General features: G+C 47.4%; 14 protein-coding genes. 5 read left to right on the top strand and 9 right to left on the bottom strand.

From position 1 onward, the window contains the following. Nucleotides 1–5 precede the first annotated feature (5 nt). The 4 genes from ACQ5BJ_RS20600 to ACQ5BJ_RS20585 form a co-directional block, all read right to left on the bottom strand. Nucleotides 6–1,112 (bottom strand): DegT/DnrJ/EryC1/StrS family aminotransferase, encoded by a 1,107-nt coding sequence (locus ACQ5BJ_RS20600; RefSeq protein WP_268620782.1) that lies wholly within the window; start codon nucleotides 1,110–1,112, stop codon nucleotides 6–8. 39 nt (nucleotides 1,113–1,151) lie between these two features. Beyond that, complete coding sequence (locus ACQ5BJ_RS20595; protein ID WP_005548626.1) at nucleotides 1,152–1,793, bottom strand: acetyltransferase; 642 nt, start codon at nucleotides 1,791–1,793, stop codon at nucleotides 1,152–1,154. 320 nt (nucleotides 1,794–2,113) lie between these two features. Beyond that, complete coding sequence (locus ACQ5BJ_RS20590) at nucleotides 2,114–3,205, bottom strand: glycosyltransferase family 61 protein (protein ID WP_005548624.1); 1,092 nt, start codon at nucleotides 3,203–3,205, stop codon at nucleotides 2,114–2,116. A gap of 223 nt (nucleotides 3,206–3,428) precedes the next feature. Continuing rightward, nucleotides 3,429–4,517, bottom strand: a complete 1,089-nt coding sequence (locus ACQ5BJ_RS20585) for a glycosyltransferase family 61 protein (RefSeq protein ID WP_430112179.1) — start codon at nucleotides 4,515–4,517, stop codon at nucleotides 3,429–3,431. Nucleotides 4,518–4,850: 333 nt separating this feature from the next. On the opposite strand from ACQ5BJ_RS20585, the gene leuB reads away from it, so the two are divergent. Together leuB and ACQ5BJ_RS20575 are read left to right on the top strand one after the other, a co-directional pair. Next, nucleotides 4,851–5,930: a 3-isopropylmalate dehydrogenase gene (leuB, locus tag ACQ5BJ_RS20580; protein WP_268598764.1), complete on the top strand. Its 1,080-nt coding sequence runs from the start codon at nucleotides 4,851–4,853 to the stop codon at nucleotides 5,928–5,930. A gap of 210 nt (nucleotides 5,931–6,140) precedes the next feature. After that, nucleotides 6,141–6,686: a peroxiredoxin gene (locus tag ACQ5BJ_RS20575; protein WP_430112177.1), complete on the top strand. Its 546-nt coding sequence runs from the start codon at nucleotides 6,141–6,143 to the stop codon at nucleotides 6,684–6,686. A gap of 136 nt (nucleotides 6,687–6,822) precedes the next feature. On the opposite strand, the gene ACQ5BJ_RS20570 is transcribed toward ACQ5BJ_RS20575, so the two are convergent. The 5 genes from ACQ5BJ_RS20570 to ACQ5BJ_RS20550 form a co-directional block, all read right to left on the bottom strand. After that, a complete protein-coding gene (locus ACQ5BJ_RS20570) occupies nucleotides 6,823–8,811 on the bottom strand; it encodes a glycoside hydrolase family 15 protein (RefSeq protein ID WP_430112175.1) in 1,989 nt (662 codons plus the stop codon). Between the two features lie 4 nt (nucleotides 8,812–8,815). Then, nucleotides 8,816–11,245, bottom strand: a complete 2,430-nt coding sequence (locus ACQ5BJ_RS20565) for a sugar phosphate nucleotidyltransferase (protein ID WP_268620779.1) — start codon at nucleotides 11,243–11,245, stop codon at nucleotides 8,816–8,818. Further along, nucleotides 11,242–14,202 (bottom strand): 1,4-alpha-glucan branching protein domain-containing protein, encoded by a 2,961-nt coding sequence (locus ACQ5BJ_RS20560; protein ID WP_268620777.1) that lies wholly within the window; start codon nucleotides 14,200–14,202, stop codon nucleotides 11,242–11,244. The genes ACQ5BJ_RS20565 and ACQ5BJ_RS20560 overlap by 4 nt, the downstream gene beginning before the upstream one ends. Continuing rightward, complete coding sequence (locus ACQ5BJ_RS20555) at nucleotides 14,199–14,669, bottom strand: DUF4912 domain-containing protein (RefSeq protein WP_268620776.1); 471 nt, start codon at nucleotides 14,667–14,669, stop codon at nucleotides 14,199–14,201. The genes ACQ5BJ_RS20560 and ACQ5BJ_RS20555 overlap by 4 nt, the downstream gene beginning before the upstream one ends. A 239-nt stretch (nucleotides 14,670–14,908) precedes the next feature. Continuing rightward, nucleotides 14,909–15,142, bottom strand: a complete 234-nt coding sequence (locus ACQ5BJ_RS20550; RefSeq protein ID WP_005548610.1) for a KTSC domain-containing protein — start codon at nucleotides 15,140–15,142, stop codon at nucleotides 14,909–14,911. A gap of 179 nt (nucleotides 15,143–15,321) precedes the next feature. Between ACQ5BJ_RS20550 and ACQ5BJ_RS20545 the strand changes: the two genes are divergently transcribed. The 3 genes from ACQ5BJ_RS20545 to ACQ5BJ_RS20535 all read left to right on the top strand — a co-directional run bounded on the left by ACQ5BJ_RS20545 (nucleotide 15,322) and on the right by ACQ5BJ_RS20535 (nucleotide 19,047). Beyond that, entirely contained in the window at nucleotides 15,322–15,729 is a 408-nt protein-coding gene (locus ACQ5BJ_RS20545) for a hypothetical protein (RefSeq protein ID WP_005548608.1), read from the top strand. Between the two features lie 258 nt (nucleotides 15,730–15,987). Continuing rightward, nucleotides 15,988–17,409: a two-component system sensor histidine kinase NtrB gene (locus ACQ5BJ_RS20540; RefSeq protein ID WP_268620775.1), complete on the top strand. Its 1,422-nt coding sequence runs from the start codon at nucleotides 15,988–15,990 to the stop codon at nucleotides 17,407–17,409. A gap of 132 nt (nucleotides 17,410–17,541) precedes the next feature. Then, the gene (locus ACQ5BJ_RS20535) at nucleotides 17,542–19,047 is read left to right on the top strand and encodes a leucyl aminopeptidase (protein ID WP_268598761.1); all 1,506 of its coding nucleotides are present in this window, start codon (nucleotides 17,542–17,544) and stop codon (nucleotides 19,045–19,047) included. The last annotated feature ends 31 nt before the right edge of the window (nucleotides 19,048–19,078 follow it).

Below are 19,078 nucleotides of genomic sequence, written 5' to 3'. Positions count from 1 at the left end.
TGATGTCATAGTACCTCTTGAAGCGTTTGGCAGATGTACTGAACGTCGTGCTCACTTAATTCGCCATGGCTGGGAAGATTCATGCCTTGGGCTGCAATTCGGTTGGCGACTGGATATTCATCGAGCAGCTGACCATTCCGATACGGAGGAAGAATATGCATGGGATAGAAGAAAGGTCTGGTTTCAATGCCTTTATCCTTCAACAATTGCATAATCTGATCTCGCTGCTGCTCGGAATAGCCGTTCAATACAACGCTGAACATCCAAAATACATTTTTGGCCCATACCTGTTGTACAGGCAGTGCCAGTCTATCGTCGTGCTTTAAATAATCATAATAGTGCATCGCTACCCGGATACGCTGGCGAATATGCCATTCTACCTTTTCCAATTGGGCGCAGCCTATAGCGGCCTGAATGTTCGTCATCCGATAGTTGTAGCCGATAACCGGATGCCAATACTTTTTATTTTTATCAATGCCCTGACCCCTCAACAGCCTGATTTTATCCGCGATGTCATCGTTGTCTGTTGTGATAATGCCGCCTTCTCCGGTTGTAATGACCTTATTGCCGAATAGGCTGAATGTTGCTGTATGGCCTAGCGAACCAGCCATTCTGCCTTTATATTGAGCGCCAATTGCTTCAGCAGCATCCTCGATCACGAACAAATCGTATCGCTCTGCGAGCCTCATGATTGGATCCATATCGGCTGGATGACCATACAAGTGAACAGCAATGATTCCTTTTGTACGGGCAGTTATTTTTTGTTCGATTGCACGAACGTCCATGTTCCACGTATCAGCTTCTGCGTCGACAAATACAGGAACTGCACCGCAATAGGCAACTGCATTGGCTGTGGCAACAAACGTTAGTGTAGGTACGATCACCTCGTCTCCCGGCTCGACGCCGTGAGCCAGCAGAGCAAGATGCAGAGCCGCTGTTCCATTGCTGCAGGCAATGGCATGCTCGGTCTGGCAAAGAGCTGCAAATTGCTTCTCGAATTGTCCCAAATATGGGCCGTTGGAAGAAATCCACGTCGTATTCAAACAGTCCAGCACATACTTCGTTTCATTCCCATTCAAAATGGGGGTTGCTATTGGGTAGTATTTATTCATGTTTTTCCCTCCAACATTCATGTCTGCAAGTAGAGCGGTTTAACATGGAGTCTGCTTAATGACGCGAGCTGGAACCCCGACAGCAACACATGATTCAGGAATATTGCGAATGGCAACAGAACCAGCCCCCAAAATAGACCATGCTCCAATAGTAATCCCGTCGATTACGCTGGATCCCGTGCCGAGGAAACTTCCTTCCTTCACATGTACATTTCCAGAGAGTGTGGCGCCAGGAGCGACATGACATGCCTGTTCTATGATGGATTCATGATCGATAGAGGCACCTGTGTTAATAATGGAGTAATTATGGATGTGAGCTTCTGCATTCAAAACAGCGTTAGGCATGATTGCAATTCCTCTTCCAAGCTGGGCGGTGGAAGATATATAAGCAGACGGACTGATGGCGTTAATTAAGGTAAAGCCTAACTGTTGAACTTGAGTGGCTATGTTATATCTTCGCTTGTTGTCTCCGATGGCGACGAAGGCATGATGGATACCGCTCTCGAATAAAGAAGGCAAGATAGAATCATTGCCGAGTATAGGAATTCCCATAATCTCCTTTTTTTGTGAGTGATCCGTACATCCAACAATCTCTATCGATTCATTGTGCTGCAAAATATCGATTATGACTTTCGAATGGCCTCCTGCGCCAATGATCACGGTTTTCTGCATGCTTGACACGAAGCATTTCCTCCTGACCACATTGTCTGTACTGTTACATTATGATGATTGTCAGGAGGACGACTTAGGCAGAACAAATGATTGACCCTAAAATGGGTGTATTGCTGTATATAAAACAAATCTAGTGTTGATACAAGATTGCTGCTGATACGTCGATATTTTTTCTTGTTATGTTAAAAACGGTATGATCAATATGAAGTAAGCCGGATTGCAAAAAAACGGATGCAGGCATGCTGGCCTGCATCCGTCATTCTAATGATCAGTTCATTTCATGAGGGTGATATTGGAATCTGCCCAGATACGAAGACAATAGCAAACATCTACTGGATCCCGGCTAGAAGAAGTACGTTCTGCAGCTTATCCATATTAACAACCAAGTTGTCTGCCCCCCCAACAGGCTTGGCGGGATATTCAATGTCGCAGATGACTTCATAGTAGTCGAGTCCTGCATGATTGCTTATTTTCCAGAAATAGTCGTCCGTTATCGTGTGCGGAGTAAGCTCGATGACTTTCGTACCTGGATTGCAAAATGCGAAATTGATATTTCCGCTCCCGAATGGTGCAACAATAACCTTGGCAGATGAATACATGGCAATTTTCTCTGTTGTTGTTAAAGGAGTAAGTACAATTTTAGTGAATCCTTTGGATTGCAGCAGTTCCATGACCTCATCTTCATTTATGACATATCGAGCATAGGCATCTTGCCGTGAGACATAGATTCGTTCGTACCCTGGAATAGGGCTGATCAAATGGTTATCTTTTAGCTGGTGACGTATATATTGGTATGCCCATCGGGGGCTTTTGCCTATCATCCATGGCACGGCAGGAACAAGCAGTTGATCGGCGACGAGATGAAAATCATTTTGCTCTACTTGTATGATCTTGTCGCGCGGGATGCCGAGCATGTCCAAGGATTCATATTGGAATGAATGCGTTAGTTTGCCGATGACGTACTTCTCGATGCAAGCACCGCTCTGCTGAAGTAAATGAAATCGCGGCAAAATGTCAAAAAACCAATGACCGAATATGGCTTGTGTAAACGCTACTTCAGGAATATTCCATCCCCACACAACAGTGCCAACCGTTCCTGATTGGTAGATGGGTGGAGGGAGTATGGACATATTATAGGGGTAAAAATACTCGACATCGAGCAAGCGCTTGTTATCCGGTGTGATGACATAGCAGTTCCCCGTAGCAAGGCGACCAGTTGGCACGGTAGCTACAAAGGCTTCCTCATAGCTGCATACTATTGGCCATCGCATAGGATCGAACCCCTTTGTTGGCCGTAGCACGAGCGTTTCTTGCGGGTGAATCACTTTATAGATTGTTTCGATTGGGATCTGGTGCCCATTTGCATAGAAAATGGCCCACTCTTTCGTTCGTCCATAGTATTGATCAGGGATGGTAAACATCCTCACTTCCCTCCCTATAATAGACTTGTCCTCTAGCTATTTGTGTTTGAGGGAAATCTATTGCTAGATTATGTGATTATTTTATGTGGAAATGAACGCAGGGGGACGGCGTATGAGAATGAGGCGGACACATTTCTACAATAATTGTGATAGATTCGTAAGGCGGTTAGTCTATTATCTTTTTAGATAAATGAGCCTTCTCTGCACATAAAACTAGCTAGGCCTATATCCCAGCTAGTTCAAGAGTCCGTTTAAGCTTATTCGTATCAACAATTAGATTATCTGAGCCACATGCAGGCTTGGGAGGGAGTTCTACGTCGCATATAACTTCATAGTATTCGAGCTTTGCAAGACAGCTGATTCTCCAGAAGTAATCATCGACAATTGAGTATGGTGTGAGCTCTATGATCTTTGTGTCTGGTTGGCAAAAGACAAGATTCGCATTACCGCTGCCTATGGGGGCGATGATCTCTTTGGCGGAAGCAAATAACGTGATTTTCTCTTGCACAGACAATGTGGTTAAAGCTACGCATTTATAGCCTTTGGATGCCAACAAACTCATTACTTCCTCTTCGTTGAGCACATAACGCATTTTGGCGTCTTTTCTTGTAATATATATTTTCTCATAACCCTTCATCGGTTGTATGGAATGCATAGATTGGAGGCGCTCTCTTATGAATTGGAAAGCCCAGTGAGGACTTTTTCCAATGATAACGGGGACGGCAGGTACAACTAATGTCTTGGCTTGAAAATGGAAGTCATTCGAGTCGACTTGTATAAGTTTGTCTAAAGGGAGACCGAGCATCTGAAGCGATTCATATTGAAAGGAGTGACTCAGCTTGCCAATTACGTATTTATCGATAGGGATCCCGCTTCGTTCCAACAGGCATAGACGCGGCAATATATCAAACATCCAGTGTCCCAATATATCCTGAGTTCGGGCGACTTCAGCAATATTCCATCCCCAGAACAGAACAGCAGCCGTCCCCTCAAAAAAGGATGGAGAGGGCAATCTAGTGAACGAATAAGGGTAGGCGAGCTCGACATCGAGAAGGCGTTTATTATCGGGTGTAACCACGTAGCAATTGCCTGTTGCGAGGCGGCCATGGGGAATGCTCGCTACGAACGCCTCATCATAATGGCAGATCGGTGGCCAACGTGGAGGATCGAGACCTCTAGGGGCTTGCATGTGCAACGTATGTTGTGGAAAAATTGTTTTGTACACTTGTTCAAGCGGGCAGTGCTGCTCGAATGCATAGGCCTGAGCCCAAGTGCTCGTCTTATTATGAAATTGCATAGGAATGGTGTACATATGTCTTGGCCTTACCTCCATTTTTATTTCATAAGGATGTGAGTATCGCAATACTAATTCATCATCAAGATATAACATTCTATAGCTATGCTGAATTAGAAGATACGGCCAATCATGGCATAGTAAAGTACAATTCAGCGGGATCGCATCAACCTGAAATTTTCTCTAATAGTTAACCGAATGGGGATTTTCTTATAGTCAACTATGCACAGTTCGATATGAATACCCCTTTAATAGTTTTTACCTATAAAAACAATAGATTTTATATCTTAGTCAACTCCGTCTGTTTGTGATACAACAGGAATAACATTATTTGAACGAGGAGTGGCAGATATGGCAGAAGTGAAAAAAATTGCGGTTATTGCCGGCGACGGGATCGGACCGGAAGTTGTAAGAGAGGCAGAAAAGGTATTGAAGCGTACGGAAGAGCTGTTCGGATATCGGTTCGAAACAAGCCACGGACTGTTCGGGGGAATTGCGATCGATGAGAAGGGAACTCCACTGCCTGAGGATACGCTGGCGCTATGTAAGAATGCAGACGCAGTTCTGCTTGGAGCGGTTGGGGGGCCGAAATGGGATAACAATGCTAAAGAGCTTCGTCCGGAGACAGGATTGCTCGGAATCCGCAAGGCGCTTGGGTTGTTCTCAAATATTCGACCCGCTGTCGTATTTGACTGCTTGAAGGATGCATCTACACTGAAGCCTGAAGTGCTTGAAGGCACGGATTTAATCGTCGTTCGCGAGCTGACGGGCGGCATTTATTTCGGAGAGAAATTCCGCCGCGACGGAGAGCATGGACAAGAAGCAGTGGATACTTGCGTATATAATGTGAAGGAAGTGGAGCGCATCGTGCGTCAAGCGTTCGAAGTTGCACAGAAACGACGCAAGAAGCTGGCTTCCGTTGATAAGGCGAACGTGCTGGAGACTTCACGCTTGTGGAGAGAAACGGTAAACCGCGTTGCGCCGGAATACCCCGATGTAGAGCTGGAGCATGTATTGGTTGATAACTGTGCAATGCAATTGCTGCGCCGTCCGGCCAGCTTTGATGTCATCGTTACGGAGAATATGTTCGGTGACATTCTAAGTGATGAGGCAGCTATGCTTACAGGATCGATCGGCATGCTGTCGTCCGCTTCCTTGGGCGAGGGCAGCTTCGGGCTGTATGAGCCGGTTCATGGTTCTGCTCCGGATATTGCTGGCCAAGGCATTGCCAATCCAATTGCAACGATTCTCTCGGTCGCGCTTATGTTCCGCTTGACTTTCGGTTATGAAGATGCAGCTCAAGCGATTGAGGATGCGGTGAAGGAAGTGCTAGATAACGGTCACCGTACAGCAGATATCGCAACAGATAAGTCTGCAGCGATTGGTACCCAGGCGATGGGCGAACTGATTGTGGCGGCTATGAAAAAATAAGGGCAATAAGGGTCAACTCATGCAAGCATGGGTTGGCTTTTTTTTGTCGGAATTCGGTGCAGTCATGACTTTCGGAAATTCCAGATGCAAGTTGGAAGACATGCGTTTGCGCGAGGTTGGCATGTGCATAATGCGGGCAATTTTGAATCGAACATAAGCAGTGATATAATAAATAACACCAATTCAGTTAGTATATAGGAGGAATTTGGAGTGGCAGAACGATTGGTAGGCAGACTTGCACCAGAATTCAATATGGAAACCGCTGCAGGCGATGGACATGGATTTGGAGCAGCGTCTTTGTCTGATTACCGGGGGAAATGGCTCATTTTCTTCTTTTATCCGCTTGATTTCACATTTGTGTGTCCAACCGAAATCACGGCTCTTAGTGAGGCTGCGGAAGAGTTTAAAAAATTGAACGCGGAAATCTTGGGTGTGTCCGTTGATTCCATTCACAGTCATAAAGCATGGATCAATACACCTAGAGAGCTTAATGGTCTTGGCAAAATCAACTTTCCGCTCGCCTCTGATATTACGAAGAATGTCGCTCGCGACTACGGTGTGCTGATGGAAGAAGACGGCATTGCGCTTCGCGGTTTGTTCATCATTGATCCTGAAGGTGAACTGAAATATCAAGTCGTGAACCATAACAATGTGGGACGGAGTGTAGACGAGACACTTCGTGTATTACAAGCCCTTCAGTCCGGAGGTTTGTGTCCAATCAATTGGAAACCAGGCGATAAAAACCTGAATGCATAGAAAATATGCCCTTCTAAATAGAGTGAAGCCCCGCAGAATGAAGTTCTGCGGGGCTTTTCGTGCATGTGGATAGGTGGGCGCTTTGTCGGGCAGCAGACTGGATTATCGAATGTCTGCAACACGGCAACACAGTTTATCAGATGGTCGACGCTGCCTCCAGCAGCCTGTATTTCTCAATATACTTTAATACGGTATGAACATAAGTAGCATGAGACCAGGTTAGTGGTGCGACAGACAGCGGCGAGCCATCGAATGGATCAAGCTGCTCTGGAAGCAGTCCGCTTGCCAGACTGTGTGCTTCCACCCAGCGCAGGGTGTCATGGGCAGCCTGAAGCTGCTCCAAGCTGGCGGCAACCGCGATGTCATGGGCAGCGAACCAGAGTGTGCATATAATCCATGGATTGCCGGGGGCAATCCCAGGGTCGGCGCTCCGCTGGAAATAGTAGTCCCGCCAGTATCGTGCAACTCCTCCGGTTTGGCTCCGAATTGACAGCTTGCTCTTCAATACACGGACGGTTGACAGTACGCGATCATCTTCAGCAGGCAAAACACCGAACATATAAATGGCCAAAATGCTGCTCTCTGGCGTAGTGTCCTGCGTCCATTTCCCATCTTTCCGGTATAATCCGCGGACAAAGGAACCTGTTTCCTCATTCCAGAGATGGGTCATCATTGCGGTCTTGATTTCCTCTGCAGCGATGCTGAACCGGTGAGCGCGTTCCACATCTCCGAACAGCGACGCGAAGTTGGAGGCAGCAGTTAGGCCGCCATATACAGCTGAAGCGGTAAAGGTAAATATCCCGTATCGCTCCTCCCATAAATCATAGCTTGGCAGCGGGAGCTTCAACTCGGGATCGCGATATTGGATCATGAATTTAGCGGCTCTGCGAATTAAGGTTTGATAGAGCGACTGGGGGAGCTCGATATCTCGATGCTGTTCGTAGTATTTCCATAATGCCCACAGTACGAGTCCGGTCTCATCTTCTTGGATTGGCAGCTGAGCCTTGCCGTCGCGCAAATAGGGATGCCAGCTGGAGCCGACAGTGCCGTCTGGGTTGTACTTATGCAGCAGATAGCCTTCCGACGTAAGCGCATCTGCACAAAAGCGGAAGAAGGGAGCTGTCATGCCATGATATCCTGCGGCTGACATAGCCTCTGCGACGAGTGCGCCATCTCGAGGCCACATGTAGCTGTAATGATCCCGATTGAATTGCATAATGTCTGTATCGTTGGCCGCAATTATCGCACCGTTCACGTCTGTTTGCGTGCGTATGATGAGCAGGCTGAGCTTATACAGGCGTATCAGTTCGGGTTCGAGGTCAGCGAAATCGATGCTGCGCTGGTTCGACCAGCGCTTCCAATAAATGCTGACGCGTTGAATGAGCTGTGCAGGCCCGCTGTCTCGGACATATTGATCGAGTTGTTTTACATCATCAAGTCGGTTTCCGACACTAAGCCAATAATAGCTTTCCCGGCTATTGGAACCAGGTACGATTGTGCGCAAGCAAATCGTACTGTCAACAGAGCCTTGGGCTATCGGATTTCCCATCAAATGTCCATCCTCTGCATCCTTCCATGTTCCTTCCGCCTGATGGAATCTTTTAATCCCTGTCGTGTACTGGTGTATGCCGGCCAGACCGCCATGATGCTGAGTGATGCAGCCATTGAACATAAAGTAACGGTCTTTTTTGTAATGAAATAATGTACCATTATCGGGATAATATCCAGCGGTATCGCCAACCTCTGTTTCATTGATAGATAGATCCTGATGGAAAAATAAACGAACCTCGCGCGGCTGTGGATTACAATTTTCAATAACAATTCGCTTCATATAGATAGGATCCCGTTGATGTACGGCGTCATTCATATGAAGCACGATGCCGAGACCTTCATGTTCGGCTATTACATGGGTAACGAGGGAATCCTCCTCATAAGCAAGGCGAATGCGCCAATCTGGATCGCTTAACCAACTGAATTGACCCTCCACCCATATGCCAAGGCGGCTTGGATATCCAGCAGTGTGATTCAACTGCCCAACGTACGGATAATAGATGTCTCTTACATAGGCATACTCATCAAGGTTCACGAGAAATTTGCCATTTCCGACGACTAGATGGCGCGGCACGTTATCACTTCCTCAGCGGGGGCTGTGACTTGATCAACCGTCCCGCAAATTCATGAGCTAATATGCGTGCCTTGGTCATACTTTCTGCTTGAGAAATGACGCGGAACAAAGGCTCTTCCTGATCAGGCTGAATTAAAATAGATCCCTCAGGAGTTTCAATCTTAATCCCATCCAAAAATTCTGCCCGATAGGCGGATTGGCGAACCCATTCGGTCATTTCACGCATGACACTGCCTTTGTCGAACCGAGGGCAAGTCACTTCCTCGACTGCGGTATGCAGGGTAGGCATATCGGCAATAAGTCTGTGAAGAGGCTGCCCGGTGTCTGCCATGAGCTGCAAAATAAGACTGATTGCATATAAGCGATGCGCCGCAGGAGACAAGGCGATGCCGCTTGTAGCCTCCATCTGCGAGCGCAGCGGCTCTTGAGTGCGTACAACCCTGATCCCGCTTCGATTGACGATTTGCTCTGCTGTAACAGGGGCACTGATTGGGACTCCGACGCTGGCATTGGTGCCCGTATGTACAAGCGACTGCAAAATTAATGGCAGAAGATGATTCTGAGGCATGCCCGTTCCGTCGTTCATGTAAATGCTGAAGCCTTCATCCTCAGTAAGCAGGATGCCAATGTCTGCCTGAACATTGCGAATATGCTCTATTAAGGCAGATGAGGAAGGCACATCAGATTGCGTATGGAGCAGTACGCCGCCGGTTAGAGAAGACCATTTCTGGATGAAGGCAGCATCTGCAGTTGAGCTTTGAATAACGATCTTGAAGCTGGCGGATTGAATAAGCTCGAAATCAATAGCCTTCGATAAGGTTTTGAAATAGGATGGGATGGCATGTTCTTCGCTTCTTTTACGTCCAAGGTATTCGATAGGAGTTCGGGCAAAGTCTTCTTGGAAATAGGCATTTTCAATTTTTCGCTCTGTTCCTTTGGCGAACGGCATGCCTCTTGCATCCATCCAGCTAATGACCATCTGCTCGAACTTTGCTTCTTCGTTCGCGGATAGAACCTTGAAATGAATAGCACCATCGGCCTTCAGTGCAGTAACAGCATGGCGGAGACAATCCAGCGGCGCGTCTCCAATGTCGATCATGTGAATCCCCTGTGATTGAAGTCCAGCCGCACAGGCTGCTTTCATGATGTTGTCAAAAGGATGGGATGAGGATGCCAGTACGATAGATGCTTCACGATTGAGAATGGAGCCGTAAGCACATGCAAGCTTGCCGATGAATTCTGGGGTCAACTCGCGATTTGGACTGCCGCATATTTTGCTGCCCTTGAACAGTGCCGCGGCTGCATTGCCCCATATTAAGGTCGAATTTACGATACTGTGGGCTTCAATCTCCTTGTTCGGCCATAACTTTACTTGAGATCGAATGTGGGATTTATCGCCGATCGTACAGCCGCTTCCAACCACGGCGCCCTCTTGGATGTGCACGTCACTGCCGATAACGGTGCGGTGGAGCAGGATTGCATCTTCTATATCACAGTGCTTAGCAATGCGGTTACCATTCCACAGAATGCTTCGGGTAACGGAGCTCTTTGGAAATACAATATTGCCGGAACCTAGAATTGTATATGGGCCAATCGAGCAGGATGGATGGAGAATCGAATCCGATCCGATATAGGCAGGTCCGCTAAGTCTAATTCGAGAAGGGAGCCTTACCCCATGCTCTACAAAAAGTCCCGGCATCGGCTCTGCCGCCTGAATATGCAGATCGACTCGGCGATCCAGCATATCGAATTGGGTTTGCCGATATTGCTGCAAGTTTCCAATGTCGGACCAATAGCCTGAAGCCGTATACCCGTACAGCCGCTGCTGCTGCTCGAGCAACCTTGGGAATAGCTGCAGACTAAAGTCATAGCTTTCCCGCTCCGGGATCCAGTTCAATATTTCTGGCTCCAATACATAGATGCCCGTATTTACTGTATCGCTGAATATTTCTCCGTAACTTGGCTTTTCTAGGAAGCGGGACACCCTTCCTTCTTCATCAGTCATGACAACGCCATATTCGAGCGGCAGGCTTACTTGGGTCAGCACGATCGTGGCGAGTGCTTGCTTTTCTTTATGATAGTGGATAGCCTGACGCAAGTTGAAGTCGGTCAATGCATCGCCGCTTATTACGACGAAGGTTTCATTGAGGAAGGTCTCGGCATTTTTAATGCTGCCGGCCGTTCCAAGTGGAATGTCTTCCTCGAAATAATGAAGCTGTACTCCATATTTGGATCCGTCTCCGAAGTGATTGCGGATGATCTCTGGCAAATATTGCACAGTAACAGCGATTTGATGAATGTCGTATCGTTTGAGCAATTCAATAATGTATTCCATGCACGGCCGATTCAAGAGAGGAACCATTGGTTTAGGGGTACCAAGTGTCAACGGTCGCAGCCGTGTTCCTTTGCCGCCTGCCATAATTACTGCCTTCATTGAGCGATCACTCCTTCATATACTTGTCTCGTTGACACAGCTATCGTGTTCCAATCATATTGCGCTTGAACCTTCTGCTGTGCTCTTGCAGCCATTTGAGCTGCATGCTCGGGATGAGTAAGAAGATCCGTGACATGCCATGCCAATGATTCAATATGTCCAGGGAGTGCCTTGTATCCATCTACAGCATGATCAATGATTTCGGCAAGCCCACCCGTATCTGATACGACAACAGGTGTTCCGAACCGCATCGCTTCAAGTGCTACGATACCGAAAGGTTCATATAGACTTGGAAATACGCACACCGATGAGGCTGCAATCCATGCATCACGGGCATCATCCTGTACAAATCCAGCGAAAAGGATATGCTCCTGCAATCCTAACTGCTTGGCTTGATCCTCTAATTGCTGTCTCATTGGTCCAGTCCCGGCGATAATCAGCTTCGTTTGAGGAACAGCTTGTAAAATAAGCGGCATCGCCTCAATGAGAATATGAATGCCTTTCTCGTACACAAGTCGGCCAACATAGAATAAGAGCGGGGAATCTGATAAGTCATGGTGATCTAGGCCCTTGAATTGTACAGTTGGAGCTGCTGTTCCGATCGCATCGACTCCATTGGGTATCATCGTAACGCGCTGTTTGGGAAGTGCGAACAGGGAAGCTACCTCCATTACCATGGCATGACTGCACACGATGGTATGGTCTGCCTCCGCGGTTAGACTCAGTTCCATATCATGGATTCGCTGCTGAAGCGGACTCGATAGGTTACCATGATTGCGTCCGTGTTCGGTGGCATGAATGGTGGCAACAAGCGGCCAACCGTAGGTCTGCTTCAAATCAGCTGCGGCGGAGTAAGCGAGCCAATCATGGGCGTGTATAAGGTCGAAAGTAAGTCCAGCGTGTACGAGATCATCAACTAATGAAGAGATAGCGGCATTCATATGAAATACCCAATCCATAAAGTCTAGCGGTGCAGATGTGTGAATAAGCGGCACACGATAGACGTGAACTCCGTCCATTTGCTCATAGTCAGGCGCCCCCGGTGTTTCGCGCGTAACAACATGAATCTCGCAATGCTTTCTGCTTAAATGACGGGACAGATCATATACCGCACGAGATAGTCCGCCAACAACGAGTGGTGGGAATTCCCAGGCGATCATTAAAATTCGCTTGCTGGAACGATATTGTGGATGATGAGCCGTAATAGGTTGGGGACTGTAAAATGGCATGGTTCGATTTGGAGGCGGATAGGCTGCATTGAGTTGGTGCAATCGTTCGGATGATCGTCTAGCTCCGATTGATAGAAGCCGATAGTCGACAGACGGGAAGCAAGGATATTCATTCTCCATGATGCTAATCAGCACTTGATCATAGATGCCCCGCTCTATCATGTCTAACAAGGTATGGCAGCGATCAAGATGCTGCGTCGTCCGAATCCCGGCGTACTCGGTTACAGTACCTGCATCCACGATGAACGCCCAATCGCTGCTTGCAGCGAGCATCCATTCTGTAATGGCTTGATTCAAGGTTCGCTCTTGAATGGCGCGGAAGCTTGTGTTGATTTCTTTCTCCATTCTAGCGGTGATGTGTACGATCCGATCCTCTGCCTCATGGAGAGGCGGGTACATCCAATCATTACCTTCATGCAGCCATACGTCCGCATAGCCTCCTCGACCCCAACTGCAGAAGGATAGACATGCGTTTTCTTGCTCTGGATATCGCTTTAAATAATCATTCGGCGACACGAACTCAATACGTTGATTGTGCTTGCTGGATCGTTCTGACTGTTCCCGGAATAACGCTTCAATCCATAACGGGCCTTCAAACCACCAATGGCCGAATAGTTCCGCATCATAGGGACAGATGGCTATTGGAAGGCGATCTCCCGGCATATTGACCCTATGAAGCTGCTGCTCCCTGTTGTTTAAGAAGTGGCGAGCGTGTTCCTTTGCTTTTTGCAGAGCCCATTCTGGATGATAGGCCTCTTTAGGAACGCCATGAGCGCCGGTAATACGATAATATTTAAGTCCAGTATTGATTCTGGCTTCGTTGTCCAGCAGGTGGGGACGGATGTAATCCCATTCTTCCGCATTGCCCCAGCCGAGATCGAACCCAATATCACGATAGTATTCTCGATAGTCATAATCACCGGGATACCCTTCGTGCGTGCTCCATACTTGTCTTGATGAATCTGGATCGCGTGCGAAAGCGAATACTCCGCCGCCTGTATGGATAGGAGCATAATGCATGGATGCTGGCTGCGGTATTGCGTTGACGAAGCCATGATGATCCACGATAAAATATCGGATTCCGCATTCTTGAAGAAGTGGATCTAGCTCTGGAGTATAGGCGCATTCAGGCAGCCATATTCCATCAGGCCTTCTGCCGAGCAAACGCTCATGCTCCCGCATCCCCACCTCAACTTGCAAATAAGCCATAGAGGGCTGCTTGATCAATGGGAGGAAGGTATGAGTTGCAGCACTTGTCATGCATTCCAAATGCCCTTTTTGGACATAATGCCGATATCCATCAATGATGTGTCCGTCAAGCTGGGAATAAACAGCCTTTAATTGGTGCCACCGCTCTGCATACATTGCCGCGACGGCTTGCAGCTCTTTGTGGCTGGCCAGCCTCTTTACCTCAGATTCAGCCAAACCGATGGAACGCTGCATATGCGCTTCAAAGCGAGACTTCATTTCGGCATCATCCATCATGGATAATAAAGTTGGGGTCAAAGTCATCGTCAGGCGAAACGGAATATGATCTTGCTCAAGCTGGCCAAAGGTATGAAGCAGAGGCAGGTATGTTTCCATCATTGCCTCGAAAAACCAGCGTTCTTCTAGAGTGTGCTTTATATACGGGTGGCGTACATAAGGCAAATGTGCATGCAGCACGAGGGATACGAATCCCTGCGTATGAGTGTCGGTATGAGAGCTAGTAGGGATAATTGCGTTCATTCACGAACTCCTTCTCGATTTTCATATAGCGTATAGGAAGAGAATGATGGAAATAGTGCTTCCGTTTCCGATTGCCCGAGCTGAACAGCTTGTAAGGCATGATCCATCTGTTCAGAAAGCTCACCGTATGTTTGCAGGTAGGGGGTATGGATGATTGTTGATCGCGCAAGCGGTACAAAGGAATGCGTTGCTGTCATGAACCCATAATCAGCTATGTACGAATGATAGGGTTTGAGAGGGCGAAGATATACGGAGCCCTCATGCGATTCCACCGTATGCAGTAATACGTGGTTAGATGTGCCCAGCTTGCAATGATGCAGATCCGCTTGCTTTATTTCATATAGCTGGATGGCTTTTTTTAATTCGCTCCACTTCATTCGATAATGCCGCTCTACGGCTACTTGAGTTCGTGCAGTGATGAACCAATAGGCGAATAAAGTATAGGGATCCTTAAGTAAAAGCTGCAAGACAGAATGTTGACGATAGGATGAATGTGTCCGTGCATCGGCAGCAGGAATAAGCTCTCCTCCTTTCCTGGAATCGCTATAAGCTTCAACCTAATACTATCCATATAGTCTGTAATTCATGTCTGTTCCTTTTATGAATATTTGAAAAAATAATTGGAACCTTTGAAAATAACAATCAAAATAGCTGAAAGAAATCAATTCTTTTGCATTAGCAGACATGTGAGGCTGGCAAATAAGCCTCATACATGCTCATGGCGCTTCTGCATGCTGATACCCATCATGGTTTCCGACAGCCTCATGACATCATCGTATTGATTGTCAGAATGCATCAGTTGCTCAAACCAGCTTGACGACACAGAGGAAAATGCATCTTGCTTTCCGTCAGCATAATGAACAACTAATTTGTGGTTTAATTCGTCATACTGTACGTATTGAATTTGCTTCGAGGCGATGAACAGTACATTTGATTTCATTAGTATGCCTCCCGCGGTCTGTAATAATTACATCTATATGCCCATGGGCATGTAGTTATACGCGGCGAGCTGGAGGTAGGACAATTGAAGGAAGTTTTATCAGAAATAAAGGAATTATAAGTGGGGGCATCGAATACACTACAATAATCTAAGCTTTCCGCAGAGCGAGGAGGGAGAACATGAGCTTTTGTTGTGGAGCAAGCATGATCGGAACGACAGGTACCCTGCAGCATTATCGAACACGAATTCATAATGTTCCCCTGCTGCTGTGTCCGGTCTGTCATCGCATTGAGGTTCATTACTTGGTTGAAAGCGAATATGAAATTTTGGCGGAATATTCATCGGATGATGGTGCTGAGGAAATTGACTTTCGAGACTATGTGCATACGGATGACGAAGGCATGTTCGAGAACTGCATTAATCAAGAGCATGATGATCCGCTTGAGCTGGTAAAGACGCAAATTGATAATGCGCTTGATTTGCTTGCGTTGGCCAAGCAGTGGAATGATACACAGTGGGAAGCCGAGTTGAAGCGGCGCTTGGCATTAATGAGCCGCCGAAGAGCGAAGTTATTGAAGCAGAAATAAGTGTAAGCTTGATAGAGAAAGAGGCGGCGGCCAATCGTCTAGCAGCGTGCTCCGTGGCGCGCTCATTGTAGGGCGATAGGCGCAAGGCGCCTCTTTGATGTGCATGGATGCAGGCATTTTAGCTTACTTTTAAGGGAATTGAGCTTATTTGTCCATTTTCGACATTATCTAGTGTTGACGATTTTGCCAAAAGTTTACTATGATGAAGCTGTTGGGACGAACCTGCATACGGTTACCGTACAAATGAGGTGAGCCACATTGACCACGGACTGCAAGCTGCAAGAACGGAATGAAAGTGAGTGGAGACAACGATACTCTAAAGAGCTGTGGAATTATATCATGAACGGGGACGAGCATAGTTTGGTTGTAGCAAGAGAATTAGCGACTGAGCTAAGTCCTTTGGAGCCACAGCAAAATCTGTTGAGCGTTCATGAAGATGCTATGTTCACGGTTCTGGCCCATGTCGACTTGAATGATGGAGTGAAGGCGCTTCATCGTTCGTTCCTATTTTTCATTGAGTGGATAATAGCGATGAAGACAGAAGAGAGAGGCAAGGAGGGGATTGCAGTGGCGCTGAACCCGATTCGAGAGCCTTGGATTCAGTCCGCACAAGCTTTGTTTTCCACCAAGAGCGTTCGTGACAAATACGAGAACGTGCTTCAGCATATGGATAGCGGAATCGTATTATTTGATAGCAGTGGCGTACTATCATTTATTAATGTGGAGACCTCCAAGCTGCTGGATGTCCCACGCAAAGCACTGGTTGGCTGTTCCTTACGTGAGTTGCTTTTTCACCCGTTGCTGAAAAGGGACAAGCGTAAAATGCTTCTCCGTCTGTATAAAGATACTATCCTCCAAAGAAAGCGTTACCACGAATTCTCCGACCGTCTGGATCGACATTATCTTGTCACCGTTACATACGGAGATCAGATGGATGGCGATTATTTATTTAGCATTAAAGATGTGTCTGACTTCAAGCGCATTGAGCAAACGGCCTATCAAAATGATAAGCTGGCTATTCTCGGCAAAATTGCCGCTGCTATTGCACATGAAATCCGCAACCCGTTAACCTCAATACGTGGGTTTATACAACTGCTTAGGCCGCATTTAATGCAGCTCGGCAAGGAAGAGTATGCGAAAATTATTCTTGCAGAAATTGATCGGGCCAACGATATCATCTTTGAATTTCTGAATTCCTCGAAACCCTCAGCTCCTATGACCTCAGAAGTTCCCGTTTCTTCCCTTCTGCGCGAAGTTGTTCTTCTGACAGAAAGCGACGCCGTAATGAAAGGCTGTGAAATCGAGCTGGTTGACAACTCCGCCTCAGGTTCTTTATCTGTATCCATTGATGTGAAGCAAATTAAGCAGGTCATATTGAATATGATACGAAATGCGATTGACGCTATTGATGAAGTGGCCGACGTACGAAAAGGGCAAATTCGCATTGTCACGGAACGCGAAGGGCGGTTCGTTAAAATACATATTCGGGATAACGGAAAGGGCATGTCGCTAAAGACAATGGAGCGCTTATTCGATCCATTCTTTACAACGAAGGCTGATGGTACCGGACTTGGATTGTCTGTCAGTTACCGAATTATTAAAAATCATGGCGGAATGATCGAAGTAGACAGTCAAGAGGGCGAATGGACACTGTTTACGATTCGGTTGCCAATTGCATAGATACGGAAGGGGAAGAACCCTGCAGCACTGCAGCCAATGTCTGTCGTTACCGAACCACGGCGATCGCGGTTGTGGTACAATAAGGGAGACATTGGCATTCATCATTTTTTAATACAAAGGGATGATTACTTTATGAATCTAGCAAATGTAACTTGGATGAACGATGTGCAGTTTCTAGCACAATCATTGACTCCTGCTCAAGTTGAAGCAGATGCAGTTGTTGTAATTGGCACGAAGGCTGAGTTGGAGCAAGCATCTGGTTTTCCGGGAGCACAAGCTTGCGCAGCAGCGGTTCGCAGCGGCCTGTTTGCAGCAGATAGCTGCAAAACCCATGTACTGGCTACAGGAGAAGAGAAGGCTCCTGTTCTAATTGCAGTAGGTCGTAAGGATGAGGCACTAACAGAGAAGCAAGTTCGTCTTAGCCTTGCAGAGGCAGCTCGTGAAGCGGTGAAGCTCCGCCTGAGCCGTGTTGCAGTTATCGTACCTGAACAGCTTGTGCAGGCGGAAGCAGCAGCAGCGAAGTCCTTCGCGCATATGATGGTGGAAGGCTTCTTGTTGGGCGCTTATCAACGTGTTACCTACAAGAAGGATGCGAAACCAGCCCACACATTTGCATCCCTGACATTGTGCGCAGCTAATCTTGCAACAGAGGCATGGAACGAAGGCATTAAAACAGGACAAGCCTATGCACTCGGTACAACGTATGCGCGTGACCTGACGAACTTGCCAGGGAATGTGCTCGTTCCTGGCACACTCGCAGAGCAAGCGTTGGAGCTCGCTGAACAGTTCGGCTTCGAAGCACACGTGCTCGATGAGAAGCAAATTGAAGAGAAGGGCATGGGTGGTCTGCTTGGCGTAGGCAAGGGCAGTGTGAATCCTCCGCGCATGATCGTTCTGAAATATCAAGGCAAAGACGAGTGGACAGATGTATATGGTATTGTAGGCAAAGGGATTACGTTCGATACAGGCGGTATTTCCTTGAAGCGTGCTGCGAATATGGATGAAATGATCTGCGATATGGGCGGGGCAGCAGCAATGCTCGGTACGATGTCTGTTATTGGTCAGCTTCGTCCGCAAGCGAACGTGTTGTGCGTGATCGCTTCTGCGGAAAATATGCCTGCCGGCAATGCGTTAAAGCCGGGTGATGTGATTACCTCTTACAGCGGACGTACAATTGAAGTTCTTAATACAGATGCGGAAGGACGCCTTGTTCTTGCTGATGGCATGACCTATGCGAAGGAGCTTGGCGCAAGCAAGCTGATCGACGCAGCAACCTTGACAGGAGCTGTTGGCGTAGCACTTGGCTCGATTACAACTGGTGTTGTCACAAATGATGAAGCCTTCTTCGATACATTTAAAGCAGCTGCATCCCGTACGAACGAACTTGTATGGCAGCTTCCTTCCAACGAAGAATATTGGGATATGCTGAAGAGTGATGTTGCTGATTTGCGCAATTCCATTCCTGGCGGTGCAGGGACAATTACGGCTGGCTTGTTCGTTGGAACATTCGCAGACGAGTTGCCTTGGATTCACTTGGATATTGCAGGGACTGCGTTCTTGGGATCGGGCCGTGGTGTAGATCCGAAGGGCGGTACAGGGGTTATGGTTCGTACAATTGTGGAAACGATCTTGTCGTAAACGAGACGACGGATCCTTCTATTAGTAGGTG

It is taken from the genome of Paenibacillus sp. B1-35, assembly GCF_050474385.1.
Taxonomy (GTDB): domain Bacteria; phylum Bacillota; class Bacilli; order Paenibacillales; family Paenibacillaceae; genus Paenibacillus_B; species Paenibacillus_B alvei.
This window is presented reverse-complemented; position numbering and strand designations above follow the sequence as displayed.